This is a genomic window from Photobacterium chitinilyticum (assembly GCF_004104355.1).
GTDB classification, from domain to species: domain Bacteria; phylum Pseudomonadota; class Gammaproteobacteria; order Enterobacterales; family Vibrionaceae; genus Photobacterium; species Photobacterium chitinilyticum.
Window position 1 is genome coordinate 99,096 of record NZ_RJLM01000014.1, and the last position, 20,801, is coordinate 119,896.

The 20,801-nt window shown below is 48.7% G+C and carries 21 protein-coding genes; 10 read left to right on the plus strand and 11 right to left on the minus strand.

Annotated elements, in window-relative coordinates; genetic code table 11:
• The first annotated feature begins 50 nt into the window (after positions 1 to 50).
• Together EDI28_RS21735 and EDI28_RS21740 are read left to right on the plus strand one after the other, a co-directional pair.
• On the plus strand, positions 51 to 977 hold the full coding sequence (locus EDI28_RS21735) for an ABC transporter permease (RefSeq protein WP_128785981.1): 927 nt from the start codon (positions 51 to 53) through the stop codon (positions 975 to 977).
• 24 nt (positions 978 to 1,001) lie between these two features.
• Positions 1,002 to 1,796: an ABC transporter ATP-binding protein gene (locus EDI28_RS21740; RefSeq protein WP_128785982.1), complete on the plus strand. Its 795-nt coding sequence runs from the start codon at positions 1,002 to 1,004 to the stop codon at positions 1,794 to 1,796.
• 110 nt (positions 1,797 to 1,906) lie between these two features.
• Here EDI28_RS21740 and yfbV read toward each other — a convergent pair whose 3' ends face one another.
• Positions 1,907 to 2,359: a terminus macrodomain insulation protein YfbV gene (yfbV, locus tag EDI28_RS21745; RefSeq protein ID WP_128785983.1), complete on the minus strand. Its 453-nt coding sequence runs from the start codon at positions 2,357 to 2,359 to the stop codon at positions 1,907 to 1,909.
• A 338-nt stretch (positions 2,360 to 2,697) separates the two neighbouring features.
• Between yfbV and EDI28_RS21750 the strand changes: the two genes are divergently transcribed.
• Both EDI28_RS21750 and pta read left to right on the plus strand, forming a co-directional pair.
• Positions 2,698 to 3,894, plus strand: a complete 1,197-nt coding sequence (locus EDI28_RS21750) for an acetate kinase (protein ID WP_128785984.1) — start codon at positions 2,698 to 2,700, stop codon at positions 3,892 to 3,894.
• Positions 3,895 to 4,089: 195 nt separating this feature from the next.
• Positions 4,090 to 6,228, plus strand: coding sequence for a phosphate acetyltransferase (gene pta / locus EDI28_RS21760; RefSeq protein ID WP_164918609.1), 2,139 nt, complete (start codon positions 4,090 to 4,092; stop codon positions 6,226 to 6,228).
• A gap of 739 nt (positions 6,229 to 6,967) precedes the next feature.
• Here pta and focA read toward each other — a convergent pair.
• Positions 6,968 to 7,813: a formate transporter FocA gene (gene focA, locus EDI28_RS21765; RefSeq protein ID WP_128785987.1), complete on the minus strand. Its 846-nt coding sequence runs from the start codon at positions 7,811 to 7,813 to the stop codon at positions 6,968 to 6,970.
• A gap of 301 nt (positions 7,814 to 8,114) precedes the next feature.
• On the opposite strand from focA, the gene EDI28_RS21770 reads away from it, so the two are divergent.
• Positions 8,115 to 8,876, plus strand: coding sequence for a sulfite exporter TauE/SafE family protein (locus EDI28_RS21770; RefSeq protein ID WP_128785988.1), 762 nt, complete (start codon positions 8,115 to 8,117; stop codon positions 8,874 to 8,876).
• Positions 8,877 to 8,882: 6 nt separating this feature from the next.
• Here EDI28_RS21770 and EDI28_RS21775 read toward each other — a convergent pair whose 3' ends face one another.
• The 6 genes from EDI28_RS21775 to EDI28_RS21800 form a co-directional block, all read right to left on the minus strand.
• The gene (locus EDI28_RS21775) at positions 8,883 to 9,605 is read right to left on the minus strand and encodes an SIMPL domain-containing protein (protein WP_128785989.1); all 723 of its coding nucleotides are present in this window, start codon (positions 9,603 to 9,605) and stop codon (positions 8,883 to 8,885) included.
• A gap of 176 nt (positions 9,606 to 9,781) precedes the next feature.
• Positions 9,782 to 10,330 (minus strand): phosphodiesterase, encoded by a 549-nt coding sequence (gene yfcE, locus EDI28_RS21780; RefSeq protein ID WP_128785990.1) that lies wholly within the window; start codon positions 10,328 to 10,330, stop codon positions 9,782 to 9,784.
• A 111-nt stretch (positions 10,331 to 10,441) separates the two neighbouring features.
• On the minus strand, positions 10,442 to 10,846 hold the full coding sequence (locus EDI28_RS21785) for a CBS domain-containing protein (RefSeq protein WP_128785991.1): 405 nt from the start codon (positions 10,844 to 10,846) through the stop codon (positions 10,442 to 10,444).
• Positions 10,843 to 11,193 (minus strand): P-II family nitrogen regulator, encoded by a 351-nt coding sequence (locus EDI28_RS21790; RefSeq protein WP_128785992.1) that lies wholly within the window; start codon positions 11,191 to 11,193, stop codon positions 10,843 to 10,845. The genes EDI28_RS21785 and EDI28_RS21790 overlap by 4 nt, the downstream gene beginning before the upstream one ends.
• Positions 11,193 to 11,978 (minus strand): DUF1538 domain-containing protein, encoded by a 786-nt coding sequence (locus tag EDI28_RS21795; protein WP_128785993.1) that lies wholly within the window; start codon positions 11,976 to 11,978, stop codon positions 11,193 to 11,195. Before EDI28_RS21795 ends, EDI28_RS21790 begins: the two co-directional genes overlap by 1 nt.
• An 11-nt stretch (positions 11,979 to 11,989) precedes the next feature.
• Complete coding sequence (locus tag EDI28_RS21800) at positions 11,990 to 12,724, minus strand: DUF1538 domain-containing protein (RefSeq protein ID WP_128785994.1); 735 nt, start codon at positions 12,722 to 12,724, stop codon at positions 11,990 to 11,992.
• Positions 12,725 to 13,020: 296 nt separating this feature from the next.
• On the opposite strand from EDI28_RS21800, the gene EDI28_RS21805 reads away from it, so the two are divergent.
• Positions 13,021 to 13,914 carry a TIGR01777 family oxidoreductase gene (locus EDI28_RS21805; RefSeq protein ID WP_128785995.1) on the plus strand — a complete coding sequence of 298 codons (894 nt, stop codon included), beginning with the start codon at positions 13,021 to 13,023 and terminating at the stop codon, positions 13,912 to 13,914.
• A 59-nt stretch (positions 13,915 to 13,973) separates the two neighbouring features.
• Here EDI28_RS21805 and EDI28_RS21810 read toward each other — a convergent pair whose 3' ends face one another.
• Positions 13,974 to 16,424, minus strand: coding sequence for an ABC transporter permease (locus EDI28_RS21810; protein ID WP_128785996.1), 2,451 nt, complete (start codon positions 16,422 to 16,424; stop codon positions 13,974 to 13,976).
• Positions 16,421 to 17,095 (minus strand): ABC transporter ATP-binding protein, encoded by a 675-nt coding sequence (locus EDI28_RS21815; protein WP_128785997.1) that lies wholly within the window; start codon positions 17,093 to 17,095, stop codon positions 16,421 to 16,423. Before EDI28_RS21815 ends, EDI28_RS21810 begins: the two co-directional genes overlap by 4 nt.
• On the opposite strand from EDI28_RS21815, the gene tesA reads away from it, so the two are divergent.
• The 4 genes from tesA to EDI28_RS21835 all read left to right on the plus strand — a co-directional run bounded on the left by tesA (position 17,094) and on the right by EDI28_RS21835 (position 20,276).
• Positions 17,094 to 17,717: a multifunctional acyl-CoA thioesterase I/protease I/lysophospholipase L1 gene (gene tesA, locus EDI28_RS21820; protein WP_128785998.1), complete on the plus strand. Its 624-nt coding sequence runs from the start codon at positions 17,094 to 17,096 to the stop codon at positions 17,715 to 17,717. The genes EDI28_RS21815 and tesA overlap by 2 nt on opposite strands.
• Before the next feature lie 52 nt (positions 17,718 to 17,769).
• Positions 17,770 to 18,048: a hypothetical protein gene (locus tag EDI28_RS21825; RefSeq protein ID WP_128785999.1), complete on the plus strand. Its 279-nt coding sequence runs from the start codon at positions 17,770 to 17,772 to the stop codon at positions 18,046 to 18,048.
• Between the two features lie 143 nt (positions 18,049 to 18,191).
• Complete coding sequence (locus EDI28_RS21830) at positions 18,192 to 19,019, plus strand: SDR family oxidoreductase (protein WP_128786000.1); 828 nt, start codon at positions 18,192 to 18,194, stop codon at positions 19,017 to 19,019.
• A gap of 402 nt (positions 19,020 to 19,421) precedes the next feature.
• Entirely contained in the window at positions 19,422 to 20,276 is an 855-nt protein-coding gene (locus EDI28_RS21835) for a co-chaperone YbbN (protein ID WP_128786001.1), read from the plus strand.
• A 74-nt stretch (positions 20,277 to 20,350) separates the two neighbouring features.
• Here EDI28_RS21835 and cueR read toward each other — a convergent pair whose 3' ends face one another.
• Positions 20,351 to 20,746, minus strand: a complete 396-nt coding sequence (gene cueR, locus EDI28_RS21840) for a Cu(I)-responsive transcriptional regulator (RefSeq protein WP_128786002.1) — start codon at positions 20,744 to 20,746, stop codon at positions 20,351 to 20,353.
• Positions 20,747 to 20,801 lie beyond the last annotated feature (55 nt).

Consider the following 20,801-nt stretch of genomic DNA (forward strand, 5'->3'; position numbering starts at 1 on the left):
CTCTTAAATCGTGTGTCTGATTTATTATCAAAGACAAGGAGTGTTATTGGATGTCTTTCTTTGCCTTTCTGGGAACACTGGAAATTGGTCTGGTTTATGGACTGGTTGCACTTGGGGTATACCTTACTTTTCGGGTACTGGATTTCCCGGACCTCACCGTCGATGGTAGTTTTCCGATGGGGGCAGCCGTTGCCGCCACGGCCATTGTTGCAGGTATTAACCCTTGGATAGCTACCCTGCTGGCGATCTTTGCCGGTAGCCTCTGTGGCCTAGTGACCGCATTTTTGGCGATCCGCTGCGGCATTCTCCACCTGCTCGCCAGCATCCTGACAATGATCGCCGCCTTCTCTATCAATATTCGTATTATGGGGCGACCAAATCTAGCCTTGCTGGGTGAAGATACCATCCTGACGCCGTTTGAATTGCTGGCAATGGATATCGGCATTGATTCGGGGATCGTCCGTCTAGGCATCGTACTGCTGCTTGTTATTTTCAGTGGCTGGTTCATTACTCGCCTGCTCGCCAGTGACTTCGGACTCGGGCTACGGGCAACCGGCGTAAATAGCAGGATGGTAAGCGCCCAGGGCGGAAATACCGCGCTATATACTTATTTCGGGCTGGCACTCTCAAACGGACTGGTCGGTTTTTCCGGTGCACTGTTTGCCCAAACCAATAGTTTTGCCGATGTCACCTCGGGGGTTGGTACCATTGTGGTTGGTCTGGCAGCCGTGATCCTGGGCCAGACCCTGATCCCGGGACGAAAAATCTGGGTCGCTGTAGTTGCTGTTATCCTCGGTTCGGTGCTGTACCGCCTGGCTGTTGCCTTTGCGCTAAGCAGCGGTATGTTCGGCATGCAGGCCTCGGATCTTAACTTGATCACCGCGCTATTGGTTGCCGCCGCACTGATTGCCCCTAAGATGAAAACCACCATTCAGCGCAAGAAAAAACAAGCTATCGCAGCAAAGAAGCTAGCCTGAGCCGTTCAGAGGGTAAGATAAAAGATGATTGAATTAAATGACATCCGCGTTACCTTCAATGAAGGCACAATTTTGGAAAACCAGGCCCTTCGCGGCGTTTCGCTTGCGGTACCGGAAAAACAGTTTGTCACGGTGATCGGATCCAACGGCGCGGGCAAGTCTACCTTGCTGGGTGCCGTCAGCGGTGAAACACCGATGGTGGACGGTCAGGTGCTGATTGATGATATCGATGTAACCCATAAATCGGTACATGAACGCGCGCAATATGCAGCCCGAGTATTTCAGGATCCGCTTGCCGGTACCTGTGCCTCGCTGACTATCGAAGAGAACATGGCACTCGCTTACAAACGCGGTAGCAGGCGAAGCTGGAAAATGGCTCTGTCGTCGCAACGACGCAAACTATTTCAGGAACGTATCAGTATTCTTGGCCTCGGCCTGGAAGACCGTCTCAGTGATAACATCGGCCTGCTCTCCGGGGGCCAGCGCCAGGCGGTCAGCCTGGTCATGGCCTCGCTGGCCGACAGTAAGCTATTGTTGCTCGACGAACACACAGCTGCCCTTGACCCACGCATGGCCGCCTTTGTATTGGCTCTGACCAAAAAGGTCGTCGAAGAGTTTGATCTCACCGTCATGATGGTCACCCACTCGATGAAAGATGCCCTTGCCCACGGTGACCGTACCGTAATGCTGCACCAAGGCGAAATTGTCCTTGATGTCCAGGGGCAGGAAAGAAAGCAAATGGATGTCAAACAACTGCTCGAGATGTTCAGCAAGGTGCGCGGTGAAGAACTGGCGGATGATAGCCTGTTATTAAGCTAGTAAATTTCTGGGAACGAGTTACGAGAAAAAGCGCCGCAGGTTATATCTGCAGCGCTTTTTTACATAAGTCCCTCTCCCCCCTTTCAAGAGTTAGGCTGGGAGGGGGTTAGCTAAAACCATCGCTCCAGTGATGTCTTGTCCAGTTGCTTGAATGCCCGGTTCAGCACCTGCGCCAGTTCAAGGTAACGCGGCCGAGGTTTGATCGGTTGCAATGCATAGCCTTCGCTGGTGATCTTGTCATGGATTTCGCGATACCAACTCGCCAGGGAAGGCGGCAGATCCGTACGACTGCGTTTTCCCAACCACCATAGTCCCTGCAACGGCATGCTCAGTGAAAAGAAGGCAACAGCAATTGCCTGAGGCAAGGCATCATAATTATTAAACGCCATCTGGCTCAGTACACTCATCACTGCTACAGCGGGCATAACTCGGGTCGCAAATTTCGTCGCCTTAATGTAACGAGGCTCCGGGAACATCATTGCCAGCTCTTTTCTCATCGGCCAGGTAGCCATGTACTGCTGACCATTTTGAAAAGACTGCCAGATCGATTTTTTTTGACTCATAAAACACCAAACTTCAAAAAAAACAGTAAAAAATCAAATTCAGCAATAATAAACTTGATTCAAATTAAATTTTTCTAAAAATCTTTTTGTTATATTGCGTAACAATCGCTATCCTAGACGCGCCTAAAGTAATTGTTGCCTGTAATCATCGTTCTGGCAACCTAAGGCAGCCTCCAGGGATGGCCCCAGGATTGTGGGTTTCTCAATTCTCTATTATATACGGACATAACACGAATTTGACCCAGGTTGGATCGGCATATTCAAAAGTCGTCTATCCTATGGGTAATTTTTCATCAGTTGAATATCAACTTTCAGACAGATTATAGGTAGTCACTCTCATGTCTAAGCTGGTTTTAGTTCTTAACTGCGGTAGTTCTTCTCTTAAGTTCGCTGTTGTTGACGCGGTATCAGGTGAAGAGCACCTGACAGGTCTTGCAGAATGTCTGCACCTTCCAGAAGCACGTATCAAGTGGAAACTTGACGGTAAGCACGAAGCACAACTAGGTAACGGCGCAGCTCACGAAGAAGCGCTAGCGTTCATGGTTGACACCATTCTTGCTTCTAAGCCAGAACTAGCTGAAAACCTTGCAGCAATCGGTCACCGTGTTGTTCACGGTGGTGAGCAGTTCACTAAATCTGCACTAATTGACGATGTTGTTCTTCAAGGTATCGAAGACGCTGCGACTTTCGCACCTCTTCACAACCCAGCTCACATCATCGGTATCAAAGCAGCTCAGCAATCTTTTCCGGCTCTGAAAAACGTTGCCGTGTTCGATACTGCGTTCCACACAACAATTCCTGAAGAAGCGTACCTATACGCGCTTCCGTACAACCTATACAAAGATCACGGTATCCGTCGTTACGGCGCACACGGTACTTCTCACCTGTTCATCACTCGTGAAACAGCTGAGCGTCTAGGCAAATCTGAAGATGAACTAAACATCATCAACTGCCACCTGGGTAACGGTGCTTCTGTTTGTGCAATCAAGAACGGTAAATCTGTAGACACATCTATGGGTCTGACTCCTCTTGAAGGCCTTGTAATGGGTACGCGTTGTGGTGATCTTGACCCTGCTGTTATGTTCCACCTACACGACAAGCTAGGCATGAGCGTTGATGAAATCAACACTATGTTCACTAAAGAGTCTGGCCTGCTAGGTCTGACAGGTGTAACTTCTGACTGCCGTTTCGTTGAAGAAAACTACGGCGAGAAAGAAGAAGCAACACGTGCAATGGACGTGTTCTGCCACCGCCTTGCTAAGTATGTAGCTGGCTACACTGCAACGCTGGAAGGTCGTCTGGATGCTATCGTATTCACTGGCGGTATCGGTGAAAACTCTGCACCAATCCGTGAGATGGTTCTTAACCGCCTTGCAATCCTAGGTGTTGAAGTTGACGGTGAAGCTAACCTTAAGGCTCGCTTCGGCAAAGAAGGTGTGATCACCTCTGAAAACAGCCGTGTTCCTGCAATGGTTGTTTCAACTAACGAAGAACTAGTAATCGCAGAAGATACAGCTCGTCTGGCTGAAATCTAATCTACGATACTCTGCTGCGCCCTTGAGCTCAGCAAATAATGGCTGGCTTTGGCCGGCCATTTTTTCATGGCTTTATCGAATATCACGGTAGCTATGACCTTTTTTTTGTGGTGCTGCTCAATAACGATTAACAAATCATTATTGAACAGCACGTATTGTTCAATAGTTGAGGAATCCATAGTGTCCCGTACTATTATGCTTATTCCGGTTGGTGCCGGAGTTGGTCTTACGAGCGTTAGCCTTGGTGTGCTACGCGCAATGGAACGCAAAGGTGTTCGCGTTTCTTTCTTCAAGCCGATCGCTCAGCCACGTCACGGCGGCGATCAGCCAGATCTGACAACCAACATCATCACTGCTAACAGTGACATGAAAGTTGCAGCACCTTTCTCAATGGCTCGTGCAGAAGAACTTATCCGTAATGATAAGAGCGATGTACTGCTAGAAGATATCGTTGCACGTTTCAAAGAAGCAACAGCTAACGCAGAAGTGGCGCTAATCGAAGGTCTAGTACCAACTCGCAAGCACCCGTTTGCAAACCAGATCAACTATGAGATCGCAAAAACACTGGATGCGGAAATCGTATTCGTTGTTGCACCAGGTACAGACAACCCGGCTCTGCTTAAAGAACGTATCGAAGTAGCATGCTCTAACTTCGGCGGTATCAAAAACAAGCAAATCTCTGGCGTTATCGTTAACAAACTGAACGCACCAGTTGATGCTGAAGGCCGTACTCGTCCGGATCTATCTGAAATCTTCGATGATGCTGAAGCGACTGTTCCTTCTCACGTGGAAGTAATGCAGGTATTCAACTCAAGCCCAATCCGTGTACTAGGCTGTGCACCTTGGAGCTCTGAGCTAATCGCAACTCGTTCAACGGATATCGCAAAACACCTGAACGCAGAAATCATCAACGAAGGTGATATTGATACTCGTCGTATCAAGAGCATTACGTTCTGCGCGCGTTCTATCCCGCACATGGTTGAACACTTCCGTCCAGGCTCTCTGCTAGTAACATCAGCAGACCGTCCAGACGTTATTGTTGCAGCATGTCTTGCTGCAATGAACGGTGTTGAAATCGGTGCCCTACTGCTAACAGGTGGCTACGAGCTACCTAAACCAGTAATGGATCTTTGCCAGCGTGCATTCGAAACAGGCCTGCCTGTTATGACTGCACAGGGCAACACATGGCAGACTTCTCTGAACCTACAGAGCTTCAGCCTGGAAGTTCCTGCTGATGATAAAGAGCGTGTTGAGCTGGTTAACGAATACATGGCTAGCCACGTTGACGGCCAGTGGATTGAGTCTCTAACTGAAGGTTCAACCAAAGAGCGTCGCCTAAGCCCACCAGCATTCCGTTACGAGCTAACTGAACTTGCACGTAAGGCAGCTAAGCGCGTAGTTCTTCCTGAAGGTGACGAGCCTCGTACAGTTAAAGCTGCGGCTATCTGTGCAGAGCGCGGCATCGCTGAATGTGTGCTTCTTGGTAACCCAGAAGAAATCAAGCGTGTTGCTGAGCAGCAAGGCGTTGTTCTTGGTTCTGGCGTAACTATCATCGATTCTGCAGCTGTACGTGAAAACTACGTTGCTCGTCTCGTTGAGCTACGTGGCGCGAAGGGCATGACTGATGTTGTTGCTCGTGAAAAACTTCAAGATTCTGTTTTCCTTGGCACAATGATGCTAGAAAACGATGAAGTTGACGGCCTGGTTTCTGGTGCTGTTCACACAACGGCGAACACTATCGTTCCTCCGTTCCAAATCATCAAAACAGCACCTGATGCATCTATCGTATCTTCAGTATTCTTCATGCTATTGCCTGATCAAGTACTGGTATACGGTGACTGTGCAATCAACCCAGATCCAAACGCTGAGCAGCTAGCGGAAATCGCTATCCAGTCAGCTGATTCTGCTAAAGCATTCGGTATCGAACCGCGTGTTGCTATGATCTCTTACTCTACCGGAACATCTGGTAAGGGTGCAGACGTAGACAAAGTACGTGAAGCAACTCGCATTGCTCAAGAGAAGCGTCCTGATCTCGTGATCGACGGCCCTCTTCAGTACGATGCTGCAATCATGGAAAATGTTGCTGCTTCTAAAGCACCTGACTCGCCTGTAGCGGGTAAGGCAACTGTATTCGTATTCCCAGATCTAAACACGGGTAACACGACGTACAAAGCGGTACAGCGTTCAGCAGATCTTGTATCTATCGGTCCAATGCTTCAGGGCATGCGTAAGCCGGTTAACGACCTTTCTCGTGGCGCACTGGTAGACGATATCGTATACACAGTTGCACTAACTGCGATTCAGGCGAAACAAGCTGAAGAAGCTAAAGCTTAATCTTTACTTAGCTTAAAACATCTAACGCCTCCGCACTGCGGGGGCGTTTTTTTATGGATAAAATCCTCAGCTTTCGCTTATCCGAACTGAATTCTTCCCAAATCAAAATTTAAGTTTCCCCAGCAAATGGTCGCATATTTAGATTATTGATTTTTTATTACTCTATACTTTTCGAGCATTTGTGTATGAACAAGTTCCTATGTCTTATTGTTGCGGTTGTTTTAAGTGGTTGCACGGGAGCAAATATAAGCTCACACATCCGTGAGTCCAACGGTGAACATAATATGATGACTCGGTGCACTCAATTTGAGTCCATAACCGACGGTAATATGAACGAAGATTTAGAAACGTATGATGGTTGGAAAATGATTTATGTCTCTGAATATACAACCACAAATAAAGTAAATACATCTATTGTTATGTGTTTTGAAAAGGAGCAGATGTCCCAAAAACTACCTCCTCGTTTAACCAGTATTTATCGTTAAACACAAACACTCCGTAGGCATACATTAATACCCAAATGACCTCAAGATGCTCGTTTCAGTGAGAATGACTAGTTGGGTAGATCGGGCCACGTAGGCAAGGCGCTGATCTGAAGTGATATATATCCAATATAGATGACAAAAAAAGGCCATAGCAATTCGCTATGGCCAACATCAGACTCGAATATCTAACAAGAAATATAACTAACAAAATAAGTTAGCAAACGTAGAACGGTTAACTCTTACATACGACTAAGTTACTTACCGCGCAGATAAATAATCCAGTATCCCATCCCGACGAATACACCACCGCCGATAATATTGCCGATAGTCACCGGGATCAGGTTATTGATAATGAAGTTACTCATCGTCAAATCAGCAAAATCAGCCGGGTTCATCCCGCTCATCTGCCAGAATTCAGGTGACGCCAGGTTTTTGATACCAATCGCCATCGGGACCTGAAACATATTGGCGATACAGTGCTCGAAACCAGCCGACACAAACATTGCGACAGGCAATATCATCACGATAATTTTATCCGTCAGGGTACGACCACTGAAGGTCATCCATACTGCAACACACACCAAGACATTACACATGACTCCCAGTGCCACTGCCTGGAAGAAACCATGGTGAAGCTTGTGCTGGGCAATTTGCATCGTATTGATCCCCAACGCACCATCGGCTGACAGGTACTGCTTGCTGACCAACATAATCCCCACCAACAGCAAGGCACCGATGAGGTTACCGATATACACCACGCCCCAGTTCATGCACAAACTTTTCCAGCTAATCTTACCGCTGGCTCGGGCAACCAGGGTTAGCACAGAGCTGGTAAATAACTCGCCACCGGTGATCACAACCAGAATCAAGCCCAGGCTGAATGCCAGGCCACCGACAAAACGGGCCATGCCCCATGCCATGTCACCCGTGCCGGTAGTCACCGTCGTATAAAAGACAAAGGCAATTCCAATATGCATACCAGCTGTAATGGCCAGCAAAAGCGACTTCACTGGATCTTTTGTAGCCTTGCCAACACCAACCTCTGCAGCCTTCTCGGCCATCTGCGGCGGTAAAAGAGAATCAAAATGACCCTGACTCATAATCTTGCACCTGTACATACTGAAACACATAAAAAACGATGCCGGATAGTGAACCTAATTAAGGTGAAATACAAGACTCGACACCAATAAATGCTCGATAAAAACGAGCGTATAGCTCGAATATTCCGAATTAACATATTTGGTAAACATCACTCAACATTTCAGTAATCCAATTGCCCAATTCCGTCAAACAAGCCCTCACAACAGCACCGAAACAACACACTTCAACGCCTAATACCAATCTGAATAAGTAGTTGATAAGATGCAAGGCACTGCAGGTAAACGGAATCACCTACAACACATGGACATATTGAATACCTTCGGGCTGTTTCTCGGCTCTTTATTTTCCAATACGCTGGCTTCCCTCTCGGGAGGCGGTGCCGGCCTGATCCAGTTTCCGCTGCTAATCTTTCTGGGCCTGCCGTTTGGCATTGCACTAGCAACCCACAAAGTGGCTAGCGTAGCCCTCGGGGTAGGCGCGGCTATCAAGCATATTCGGGCTGGAAGCCTGAACTGGACACTGACCCTGTATGTCATAGTGGCAGGTATGTTAGGTGTCATTCTGGGAGCAAACGTTATTTTATTTGTTCCGGGAAGAACCGCTGAAGCGCTGCTCGGCTTGCTGATATTGGGACTCGGACTCTATTCGCTCACCAAGACAGAACTTGGCCAGCTCAATCAGCCTTGTAATCGTCACTGGCAGGGTATGATTGTCGGCGGCGTGGGGCTGGCTCTGATAGGAATATTAAACGGCTCGCTCACCGCTGGTACGGGATTGTTCGTGACTTTATTTCTGATCCGCTGGTTCGGCTTTGACTACAAACAAGCAGTTGCCCTTACCTTAGTGAGTGTCGGTCTATTCTGGAATGGGATTGGGGCAACGACCATGTATTTGGCCGGAGCCGAGATTTACTGGCCCTGGATCCCGGTGCTGTTACTCGGCTCCTTACTTGGTGGCTACCTGGGGGCCCACCTCGCAACCCAAAAAAGCAATACCCTGATCAAACGCTGCTTTGAAGTATTAACCTTTGTTATTGGCTTCAAACTACTCATTGGGTTTTAGGGGGCATTATTCAGTCAGGTAAAACTCAATACGGGTGACGACTCGTACATCTTTTTCTATTTTGTACCTGTCGCCATACTCTTCGCCGACATCCGTAATAGAGAAGTTACCCTGCCGAGCAGAGCGAATCCCGCCCACTGCCACTCCCGCGTTTGCAGCAAACTCATTAGCAGCAATGCGCGCATTCGTTGTCGCCGCCTTAAGCATCTCAGGCTTGATCTCGTTTAGCTTGGTAAAGCGATAGGTCGGCGAATAATTGTTAATATCGTATCCCTTGGCCACCAGCTTATTCACTTCGCCTCGTACCTTGGCGACATCACGCACTTTTGTTGTTTCAAGGCTAATCGTCCCCTCGAGCTCATGATCCTGATCGACCACCGCCTGGTTTTCGTCTCGATACTCGTAATATTTATACTCAATCAACCCGATTTCAATTTCATCATCGGTAAAGCCATTGGCGTTAAGAATAGCGATGATCTCTTGCTGTTGTTGCTCTGCCCGTTGATAGAGCGCCGGAATATCTTGCTTGCGTTTAGAGCGATTGGAGAAGCTCAGCTGCCAATTGGCAATATCTGATTCAACCCGCTGCTCGGCAAGACCTTTCACCTCGGCAATATTCATCGCAACTTTGGCATTAAACATCGTCTGGCCAATAAAATAGCCGCAACTTCCCAGCCCAAATGCAACCAGTACCCCACCAAGTAAAATACTCAGTAAATTATTCTTCATTCTTAACTCCCAGTTCCCAAAATATACACCTCCAGTGTTACAGGCAGGGAGGAGATGTTCTAGGTATAGAATGTGAGCTTTGTGTCAGGCTATGCAATTATTTGAGCTACATCAAACAGATATAAAAAAGCGTGCAAATTGCACGCTCTATTTAGCATCAATGTGCCATCCAGTTGTTAAACCAGACTGACAGAACAAATGACGTCGCCATCAAAGCTGATCACTTTCAGTGTATTGTCTTCAAGCAAGCCATAACTCGCCAGATGATCACCGCGAGGTATCGTAATAGACCCAGGATTAAACGAGTACAACTCACCTTTCTGCTCGGCAACGGGCAGGTGGGTATGACCGGAAACAATCACATCACCAGCGCGCAGGCGCGGATGCTTGTCTCCGTTATACAAGTGGCCATGGGTCAGGAACAGGCGACGGCCATTGGCAAGGAGTACCAGGTTATAGTCGGCCATCATCGGAAACTCGAGCAGCATCTGATCAACATCACTATCACAGTTACCACGAACAGCAGTAATACAATCAGCATATTGATTTAGTTGCTCGGCAACCTCAACCGGCGCATATCCTGCAGGCAAGGCATTTCTCGGGCCATGGTTGAGCACATCACCAAGCAGGATCAAATGCTCTGCACCGCTTTGCTCAAACGCAGCCAGCATAATTTCGGTACTCTTGGCACAACCATGAATATCAGATGCAAAAAACAGTTTCATAAGATAATTACAAACCAGAACTAACGAGAACAGAATGCCGAGATACTACACCGAACGATTCAACTTTTCTAATTGCAGTTGGCCACCGGACAATCTACCTCCGACTGTCTGCTAGCCATCCCGCAACATACCGTTTAACACAATATTGTTATAGCTCACCATACCGAGTACTTCCCCGTTTTCGATCACCGGTGCCCGGCTAATACCAAAACGCTCAAACAAACGGGCACAGTAACGAACGTCCATGGTGGCACTGACTGACAACGCGGGTTTTGTCATGATCTCGTACACATTCGTCCGCTGCGGCGAGCGATCAATCGCCAGTACTTTTTTGGCAATATCATTCATCAACACAATGCCATATTCATCATCGACATTGCGCTTGTTGACAATAAGTGCTTTTACCTGCCGCTGTTTCGCGATCTCTATTGCCTCTGCGACAGTGATTAAGCCCTCAACGATAGCGTAGTTATTCATCATCACGTCTCTCACTTTGACCACTTTTTCAGCGCTCATAGCTTGTCCTCCACAACCTTAGTCAACGTCTCTACCTGGTGAGCGACTCCAATTGCATCCTCAATATCGAGCTGAACAGCGATACCCTGCCCGGGACCGGAGTCAAACTCACCGACTTTCTCTATGGTCTCGAGAATCGATCGCGCCAGATGCTCTTCCACAACGAATAACAACACATCACGCTGTACTTCCAGGCTCAGCCCAAAAAACGTTTTCTTTTTGTGTAACCCTTCTCCGCGAGCATTGTTGATAACGGTTGCACCGGTAGCCCCGGCCTCACGGGCCGCATCCAGTACCGCATCCGTTTTCGTATCTTCTACAAAAGCAACTAACAACTTAAATCGCATTAGTCTAACTCCTTACGGCCTTTCCATACCGACAATTGGGCATAGCCCATTACGGTGATCATCGGAAACAAGCTGGCAAATGCTATCAAACCAAATCCATCCAACATCGGGTTGCGACCGGGGACAGTAGATGCCAGCCCCAATCCAAGTGCTGTTACAATCGGTACCGTCACCGTTGACGTTGTCACCCCTCCCGAATCATAAGCTAGCGGGACGATTGTCTTGGGGGCAAAATAGGTTTGGACAACCACCACGATATAGCCCGCCAGAATATAATAGTGCAGCGGATCACCGGCAACAATTCGGTAACTGCCAAGTGCGATGCCGAACGAAACCCCCAGAGCAACAGAGATCCGCAACCCGTTAACCTTAATCGTACCACCCGAAACCTGATTGGCCTTAATGGCCACCGCAATTAGAGATGGCTCTGCCACCGTGGTACTAAACCCTATAGCAGCAGAAAATAAATACACCCAATAATATTCCTCCCATGGAACTTGGGCTGGTATGGCTTCATCACTCTCAAACAAGAAGTCTAACGCGGTAAGCTGGGCAGCCATCGACTCACCCAAAGGAAAAAGGGCCAGTTCCAGCCCCATCAGAAAAAGTGATAAACCAAGCACCACATAGACAAAACCCAGTACAACCTTGTCCCAGTTTGCAACCGGGCGCCTAAGCACCGCCAGTTGAAAACCAAATATAATGATCACAATCGGCAGCACATCACGTACTGTCGAGCCCAGAGTATCTAAGAAATGAGATAAAACTGATGATAGATCGATCATACAACCTTCACTTAATGCACCAGCATGCCGTAGCCCATAACAAAAATCATCGGCGTCAAAGAAGCAAAGGCGATCAGACCAAAGCCGTCAACCATCGGGTTTCGCCCTTTAATTGATGAAGCCAGCCCGACACCGAGAGCGGTTACCAAAGGAACGGTGATCGTTGACGTCGTCACTCCGCCGGAGTCATAGGCAATACCCACAATGCTCGGGGGCGCAAACCAGGTCATAATCATCACCAGTAAATAACCACTGATAATCATCCAGTGAATAGGCCATCCTTTCAGAATTCGGATCACCCCCAGCATAATGGCGATCCCGACAGAAAGTGCGACGGTTAAGCGCAATCCGTTGGCATACTGCTCTAGCATTTCTTCATCGGGTGAGATTAATCCCCCTTCTGCAGCAACCTCAGCGGCCTCAGCCGCTACTGCGGTCAAAGCCGGCTCGGCAATGGTCGTGCCGAACCCCAGACAAAAAGCAAAGATCAGCAGCCATACAACACTGCCCTTACTGGCAAACGACCGTGCCATTGATTCCCCGATTGGAAACAAGCCCATTTCCAACCCGAAAATAAAAAAAGTCAGCCCTATGACCACCAGTAACAGGCCAAGTAAAATTGCCCCCCAGTCAGGTAAAGGCTGTTGCAGTACCACCAACTGAAAAAAACTAATGACGATAATGATCGGCAGCAAATCACGCAGACTGGACAGCATAGCCTTGAACATTGCCAGTATCGATGTCATGTCGCCTCCTGCGCCACTTTCCTTGTTACTATTACATTAATAGTCATTTACATTTAGAAACATACTTTATTCTGTAAGTCGAGAAGCTAGGCACATTATTGAGTATTACCGATAAAAAACCTTGCAATTACCGTGGGTACGAATAGTTGTGTAAACTCAGGTAGCCTTTTATGCCAACAAACCTCAACTATTTGATTGAAGTACTATTCTCCTGATCGTTTATACTATTATTACGTTGATGCTTTTCAGCAAGGTCGTGTTTTGCTCTGATTTATCGGTATAGGACAATGGATGGAATGAATATATTAGTTACTGGTGGCACTGGGTTTATCGGGAAAGCACTCCTTCCGCATTTTAATCATGAACATTTAATCGTACTCAGTCGAAACCCCAGTCGCGCCTACCAGCAGCTAGGACACCATATCAAAGTCATCACCTGTCTGGATGAACTACCTGACTTTAATAACATTGATATTATTATTAACTTGGCGGGCGAGCCAATCGTCAACAAGCGCTGGAGTGACAAGCAAAAAGAAGTGATCTGCCAGAGTCGCTGGGAAATCACTCGTAAGCTGGTGGAGAAAATTAAAACCAGTACGAACCCGCCCCACACATTCATCAGTGGTTCGGCCGTCGGCATCTACGGGGATCAAAAATCAGCTAGCTTTGATGAAAGCCTGGAAGTAAAAAAAGCCGATTTTGCTCATCTCGTTTGCCGGAAATGGGAAGAGGAAGCACTTGCCGCCCAGTCGGAGCGTACTCGTGTCTGCCTGCTCAGAACAGGAATTGTATTGGGCAAGCAAGGTGGTGCGTTGGCACGCATGCTGCCTGCGTATCAGCTAGGACTCGGCGGACCTATCGGCAATGGTGAGCAATATTTTCCCTGGATCCATATCCAAGATATGGTCAAGGGGATCCTGTTCTTGCTCAAGCACCCCGAAGCCAGCGGTGCCTATAACTTCACCGCGCCCAATCCGGTTACCAATAAAGAATTTAGCCAGACGCTAGCCCGCGTGCTACACCGCCCTCATATTATTAAAACTCCGGCATGGCTGATTAAGGTGGGATTGGGAGAATCCTCGACTCTTCTGCTCGACAGCCAGCGTGCACTCCCTTCCCGGCTGCAACAACAAGGATTCCATTTTAGCTTTCCCAAGCTAGAGCATGCATTGGAAGAGACTCTAGGTTAAAAAAACGGCGATAAAAAAAGGGAGAACCTAGATTATCAACCTTGGCTCTCCTTCCTTCTTTATCCTTTCAACGGCATGAGCAGCCGCTTGATCATCGAGCGGATAATTACCACTACCAGTGCTAGCGATAGAACGGGCAGAACAACCCAAAGCCACGGGTGTCCTTGCACCGGAAGTTCAAATCCCCATTTCAGCAATGCGGCCACCACAGTTTCAGCCCCAGCTGCCGCCATCACCCCGGCAATCAATGCCATGATCCCATACTCACCCCATACCGTGGCGGAGATCCGCTGCCGGCTCGCACCCAGTGTACGATAGAGCTTAATTTCCTGCTCACGCTGCGACAGGCTGAGTCTTAGCAAGGTCAGTACCAACAGCAAACCGCTACTGACCCCTAACACGGCCAATACGGATAGGGACAAAGAGACCTGTTGCAGTATCGCCTGGATCCGGGTTGCCATAGTTCGAAGATCCAATAAGGTTACCGTCGGGTAGTCACGACCAAGCTGGTTAATCAATGTATTTTGGTCAGATTCGATCCTGTAGCTCACCAGCCAGGTCGCAGGCAGATCAGCCACAACATCCGGCGTAAAGATAAAGTAGAAGTTCGGCCGCATATTACGCCATTCCACTTGGCGGATACTGGTGACGATAGTACTAAACGGCTGGCTGCTAACACTAAATGTCAGCTCATCCCCCAGAGTGATCCCTAGCCGTTCGGCAATACCAGATTCCACAGACACACCGGACGATGGAGACCACTCCCCCTCAAGAAGGGTATTGTGCACCGGTAACGTGTCACGCCAGGTAAAGTTGAGCTCGCGCCGCAGCGATTCGTCGCGATCCTCGCCCTTATTCTTTTTCGCCAGTAAATCCTGCTGATTGATTGCCGTCAGGCGCCCTCGGATCACCGGATAACTCTCTGAGCGCACAACCTGATTCCGATCCAGCTCAGCCAGATAACCCAGCTGCTGCTCGGGGGCAATATTTAATGCGAAAACATTCGGGGCATCGGCAGGCAAGGTCTGCTGCCAGTCTGCCAGCAGATCGCTTCGCAATAGCCAGATCACCGCCAGTAGCATCAACGAACTGGTTAATGCTGCCAATTGCGCCCCAGTTGCCAACGGACTGCGGCCGATCCGGCTCAGTGCCAACTTGATAGCGGCTCCCCACTTTCCCCGTCTAAGCAAAGCGACAACCAGCAACCCCAACAGCGCAAGTATACCCAGCAAGGCTGCCAATCCGGCAAGGGTCAGCCACATGAATTTATTGCTGCCAAACCAAATCAGGGCAGCCATGACAGGCAAAAGAACCAAGGCATAGCCCTGTTTCTTGGCTGGCCAGTCAGCCTGCTGCTGGATCACCGATATGGCAGGCGCATCGACTAAACGCAAGAGAGAAATACCGACACCGGGAATCGCCACCAGCAGGGCTACCGTCAAGCTGACAAACAAGGGAGTCATACCAATTTCCGGTAACGGTTCGGGCAGTACATCCGACAGGGGGAGCCGCAATAAAAACTCAAGCAGCCAACCTATGGTTAGCCCTGCCACTGCAGCAATCACAAACAGCAGACTTAACTGCCTGGCCAGCCACTGCCACAACCAGCGTTTACTCGCACCGAGGCTTTTCATCATCGCAACCGACTCGATCCGGGTCGAGGTGTAATGCCAACATGTCAGGACCAAGGTCGCCGTTGCCATCAGGATCACCAAGATAAGCGTCAGCGACAGGTACTGCCTGGCTCGCTCAATCAAATCACCGGTTCGTCCCTGTGTTGTTTCACTGATCCAGCGTTGACCGGGCTGTAGTTCAATTGCCTGCTGCAACTGCTCCAGCTTGTCATCCGGCCCGCTGAAATACGCCCGAAACTGTACCCGGCTCCCCGGCTGCACCGCACCGGTTTGAGCCAAATCGCGATTATGAATCAATACGGCGGGCATCTGGCTGAATGGGTTGAAAGAAAGCTCAGGCTCCTGAGCAATTTTTCCGGCGACCGTCAGCTCTGCATCACCAATTGCAATTTTATCTCCCCGCTGCACCGCCAGCAGCGAAAACAGACGCTCGGCCAGCCATAATTCTCCCGGTCGAACCCGGCTCTGCATTTCCGCGCCCTGCAATACCAGCTCACCACGCAGGGGAAAATCGCTTCCGACAGCTTTCACGCTGACCAACTGCATTTCCTGCTCGCTAAAAGCCATGGTACCGAAGCGAGTTTGCCGGGTGACCGTCAATCCCAGCTCTCTAGCCTGATCGAGCAAAGACGGCTCCAGCGGGTTGGCCGAACGAAATACCAGATCAGCAGCGATCATTGTCCGCCCCTGATCAACCATGATTTTTTCGACCCGCACGACCAGCGCTGATAACGCAAAAACACAGGCAATGATCAAGGTTAACGCCACCGCAACCGGCCATAGCTGACCATGCCACAGTTCACGCCAGCTCCACTTCAGCAACAATGACGGTTTGCGCGGCTTTGCCACCTGATTAGCCTCACTTATTTCACTCATGCAGCCTCCACACTTCCGCCCTGGATCCGTAGCGTACGGTCGCAGCGTTGCGCCAGCTGCGGATCATGGGTCACCAATACCAAGGTCGTTCCGTGATCGTGATTGAGGGCAAACAACAAATCAATCACAGTAGCAGCAGTATGCTGATCGAGGTTACCGGTCGGCTCATCGGCAAACAATACCTGAGGGCGGGTCATAAACGCCCTCGCCAAGGCGACCCGTTGCTGCTCTCCCCCTGATAGCTGTGAAGGCAAATGACTTTCCCGCCCTTCCAGCCCGACCTGACATAATAACTGCGCAGCGCGAAGTTCATCACCGTCTTGCCCCTTGATAATGGCAGGGAGCATCACATTCTCCAGTGCACTAAGCGATGGTATTAACAAAAAACTCTGAAATACGAACCCTATCGCATCACTACGCAGCGCCGCTCTGGCTTCATCATCAAGCCGGGACAAGGGTTTGCCGAGAAGTTCTATTTCCCCCGCAGTAGGAATATCCAATCCCGCCAATAGTGTCATCAGTGTGGACTTTCCGGCCCCGGAGACACCAACTAACGCAATTGCCTCACCCCGCTCGACCTCGAGAGAAACATCCTGCAAAATGGAGAGTGACGATGATGCCGTCGTTACCTGTTTGGATACTGATACAGCCTTAATCACGGAAGTTGACATGATGCGATTCCTTTCAGTTTTATTGTTCGTTTTTTTCTCGCTAAAAGCCTACAGCAACACACTGCTGGTTGTCGGCGATAGCCTGAGCGCCGGTTACCAAATGTCTGCGGAACAAAGCTGGCCGGTACTGATGGGACCGGTACTGGCCCAGCAAGGGCATTCAATAACTGTTGTGAATGCCAGTATTTCTGGTGATACCACAGGCAATGGCTTAGCGCGGCTACCCAAGTTATTACAACAACATAGTCCAGACTACGTCATTATCGAGCTCGGTGCGAATGATGGCCTGCGCGGTTTCTCTCCCTCCACTATACGTAAGAACCTCAGCCAAATGATCACCCGGATCCATAACGAGGGGGCAAAAGCGCTGCTGATGCAAATCCACGTACCGCCCAACTACGGTAAGCGCTATAGCGAGATCTTCAGTAACATTTATCCCCAGCTAAGCAAACAATACAATGCACCGTTGCTACCCTTTTTCCTGGAAGAGATCATTCTCAAGCAGGAGTGGATGATGGAAGACGGCCTGCATCCCAAGCCTGATGCCCAGCCTTGGATAGCCCAATTTATGGTGTCAGAGCTAACCCCATACCTTCAATCAAATAGCCTTATTGCTAAATGATTTTATTGACTAAGCTTCTATCTGTTAACTAACAGAAAGTAAGTGGGTGAATATGTTGAAGGGAAACATTTTAATTCTAGCTACAATCGCAATCGTTCTCGGTATCAGTGGTTGCCAAAACGCCGATCCGGGTACCTACGGGCTATATAAAAACTATCGTTTGCAATCAGACAACAAAGCCTACGCCATTGGCACCAATAAGATTGCCGGAGCAGCCTGGGGAGCAAGTAATGCACAAGAAGCCCAGGATCTAGCAATTGAAACCTGTATCAAACTGGGCGGCGAAAATTGCAATATTGTTGATATCAACGGCTCCTCAGTCAATTACTGACGCCATTCAACACCAGGGCTGAATAGCGCTAAATTATAATTACACGCTCAAATTAAGGAAGGACAGCTAGATTCCAAACAATAGCTGTTCTTTTTTTATGTATAATTCTCAACGTTATTCGGGAAAACACTTAAGGAACAAGAATGAAAGAGACGATCCTGATCACCGGTTGCAGTAGCGGAATTGGACGGCTCTGTGCCGAAAAACTGCATGAAGCAGGCTATACCGTGGTAGCCAGCTGCCGGAAACCTGAAGATGTCGCGACGCTTCAGCAACAGGGTTTAAATTGCATCCAGCTTGATTTAGACGATACAGACTCAATTCACCAAGGCATTGAAGCTTGCCAGGCTATCACTGGCGGACGTATCGATGTATTGTTCAACAACGCTGCCTATGGCCAGCCTGGTGCCCTCGAAGACTTACCTACCCAAGCCTTGCGGCAACAGTTTGAAACCAACTTATTTGGCTGGCATGAACTCACCCAGGCAGTGATTCCGATAATGCTTAAACAAGGCAGCGGAAAAATTGTTCAGAACAGCTCGGTTCTCGGATTAGTGGCAATGAAGTACCGCGGAGCCTACAATGCCAGCAAGTTCGCACTGGAAGGCTATACCGATACCTTGCGCCTCGAGCTAAGAGATACCCCACTTCATGTTAGCCTGATTGAACCCGGCCCCATCGAGAGTCATTTCCGGGAAAATGCCAAGCTGAAGTTTGAACAGCATATTGACATGGCAGGATCACGCCATCATCCCAACTACCAAAAGACCTTGGATCGGCTGGGAAAGACATCCCCCTCAAACAAGTTCACCTTGGCTCCTGATGCGGTACTAAAGCCACTGCTGTCCATCATTCGCAGTGAGCAGCCCAGTCCCCGCTATTATGTGACCCAGCCAACTCATATCTTCGGCTTCCTGCGTCGAGTCTTGCCCGTCCGCTGGCTGGATCAGTTGCTAAACAAGAGTAATTAATGAAAACACTCTTCCTGATCAAAAAAGCACCGAATCAGACTTACCAAATATCAAAAATATCGCTTAGCGAACCAGATATTGAGATTTAGCCGAAAAACATAAGAAACGTAATATTATTGTCATATTAAAACGTTAACTTGACCTGGTAGATTGAACAAAGGCCCTATTAGAGCCATTCCGTCATCGTTTAAGTACAAAAATTGATAATCAGGTTTCGTCATGACGTTGCGCCAAATTAATATTCTCTGTGTCTGTGTGACACTAGCCCTATTGCTAACATTTCAACCATAAAAAGGAGAGCCGGGCTCTCCTTTTTTATTAGCCAATCCTAAATAGCTCTTGATTTTTCAGCCATTAACCCCATAAATAACTACAGAGGCCACTAAATTAAAGAGCAGCAACATGTATGAAAAACTAGCGATCGAACTTAACGAGCAGAATCTGCAACAGGTTATCGAAACGTCAATGCAGACTCCGGTAGTGATCAGTTTCTGGGCACCGTCGATGCCTGAAACAGCAGAAGTTAACAACATCTTAGAAAAAATCGCAACGCAATATCAGGGGCAGCTAGTACTTGCTACTCTTGACTGCGAAAGCCAACAGATGGTTGCGGCTCAATTCGGTGTTCGCGGTTTGCCAACTGTTGCGTTATTTAAAAATGGTCAGCCAGCAGATGGTGCCACCGGGCCTCAATCTGAAGAAAGTCTGCGTACCATGCTGAGCAAACACTTGCCAAGCCAGGAAGAGCTTCAGCTCAAACAAGCACTGGTACTAGTTGATAGCCAACAATACAGCCAGGCACTGCCAATCCTGCGCGAGCTGTCTGCCCACTTTGGCCAAAACAGCATTATTTCGCTAGCTATCGCCGAGTGTCTGGTAGAAACCTCACAGCACGATGAAGCAGAAACCTTACTTGATACCATCCCGATGCAGGATCAGGATGCCAAATATAAAGGCCTGATCGCCAAGCTTGAGCTGCACAAGCAAGCCAGTGACTCTCCGGAAATTCGCCATCTGGAAGAACAACTGGCAAACACACCAGATAATACCCAGATTGCTTATGAACTAGCGGTGCAATACAGCCAGGTCGACCGGGCACAAGAAGCACTTGAGCTGCTAATTAAAATCCTGCGCAAAGACATGAACTTTGCCGATGGTAATGCGAAAAAAACCATGATGGATATGCTGTCTGCACTCGGCCAAGGCAACGCTATTGCCAGTCAGTATCGCCGTCAGTTGTATTCACTGCTGTACTGATCACCCAATAATCATTCTACCTGTTACCAAAGCCGCAATAACAATTGCGGCTTTTCACGGATTGCTTCCCCCCATCACTCTGAATGTTTGCACAACCCCTCGATGATCGGACATAGGGCACTCTCATTTCCCGGACACTGCTTGGTCAGCGCCTCAAGGGTAGCCTTCATCTCTATCAGCTCTGCGATTTTATCATCAATCTCGGTAAGCTTTTGCTCCGCCTTGGCTTTCACGTCAGCACTTCGCCGCTGAGGATCTCGTGAAAAATCCAGCAAGTCCCTGCATTCGTCCAAGGTAAAACCGACCAGCCTAGAGCGGCGGATCAACTGCAGTTCATTGATATTGTTCTGGCTATAACGACGATAGCCATTACTGGCCCGAGAAGGGGCAGTAATGATCCCCTTGTCTTCATAGAACCGGATTGTTTTTGCGGTCAAGCCGGTTTGCTTGGCAACATCACTGATATTCACGTTTTACCCTTACAGCTTCTGGAAGGTTATGCGTATATTATTCAGTAATAATTCA

Coding starts and splice junctions, on each gene's coding strand:
- yfbV (WP_128785983.1), bottom strand. CDS start 2,359: ATGAGTCAAAAAAAATCGATCTGGCAGTCTTTTCAAAATGGTCAGCAG.
- EDI28_RS21750 (WP_128785984.1), top strand. CDS start 2,698: ATGTCTAAGCTGGTTTTAGTTCTTAACTGCGGTAGTTCTTCTCTTAAG.
- EDI28_RS21770 (WP_128785988.1), top strand. CDS start 8,115: ATGGACATATTGAATACCTTCGGGCTGTTTCTCGGCTCTTTATTTTCC.
- EDI28_RS21830 (WP_128786000.1), top strand. CDS start 18,192: ATGAAAGAGACGATCCTGATCACCGGTTGCAGTAGCGGAATTGGACGG.
- EDI28_RS21795 (WP_128785993.1), bottom strand. CDS start 11,978: ATGATCGATCTATCATCAGTTTTATCTCATTTCTTAGATACTCTGGGC.
- pta (WP_164918609.1), top strand. CDS start 4,090: ATGCTTATTCCGGTTGGTGCCGGAGTTGGTCTTACGAGCGTTAGCCTT.
- EDI28_RS21810 (WP_128785996.1), bottom strand. CDS start 16,424: ATGAGTGAAATAAGTGAGGCTAATCAGGTGGCAAAGCCGCGCAAACCG.
- EDI28_RS21740 (WP_128785982.1), top strand. CDS start 1,002: ATGATTGAATTAAATGACATCCGCGTTACCTTCAATGAAGGCACAATT.
- EDI28_RS21815 (WP_128785997.1), bottom strand. CDS start 17,095: ATGTCAACTTCCGTGATTAAGGCTGTATCAGTATCCAAACAGGTAACG.
- EDI28_RS21775 (WP_128785989.1), bottom strand. CDS start 9,605: ATGAAGAATAATTTACTGAGTATTTTACTTGGTGGGGTACTGGTTGCA.
- EDI28_RS21785 (WP_128785991.1), bottom strand. CDS start 10,846: ATGAGCGCTGAAAAAGTGGTCAAAGTGAGAGACGTGATGATGAATAAC.
- yfcE (WP_128785990.1), bottom strand. CDS start 10,330: ATGAAACTGTTTTTTGCATCTGATATTCATGGTTGTGCCAAGAGTACC.
- EDI28_RS21805 (WP_128785995.1), top strand. CDS start 13,021: ATGAATATATTAGTTACTGGTGGCACTGGGTTTATCGGGAAAGCACTC.
- EDI28_RS21800 (WP_128785994.1), bottom strand. CDS start 12,724: ATGACATCGATACTGGCAATGTTCAAGGCTATGCTGTCCAGTCTGCGT.
- EDI28_RS21790 (WP_128785992.1), bottom strand. CDS start 11,193: ATGCGATTTAAGTTGTTAGTTGCTTTTGTAGAAGATACGAAAACGGAT.
- EDI28_RS21835 (WP_128786001.1), top strand. CDS start 19,422: ATGTATGAAAAACTAGCGATCGAACTTAACGAGCAGAATCTGCAACAG.
- focA (WP_128785987.1), bottom strand. CDS start 7,813: ATGAGTCAGGGTCATTTTGATTCTCTTTTACCGCCGCAGATGGCCGAG.
- EDI28_RS21735 (WP_128785981.1), top strand. CDS start 51: ATGTCTTTCTTTGCCTTTCTGGGAACACTGGAAATTGGTCTGGTTTAT.
- tesA (WP_128785998.1), top strand. CDS start 17,094: ATGATGCGATTCCTTTCAGTTTTATTGTTCGTTTTTTTCTCGCTAAAA.
- EDI28_RS21825 (WP_128785999.1), top strand. CDS start 17,770: ATGTTGAAGGGAAACATTTTAATTCTAGCTACAATCGCAATCGTTCTC.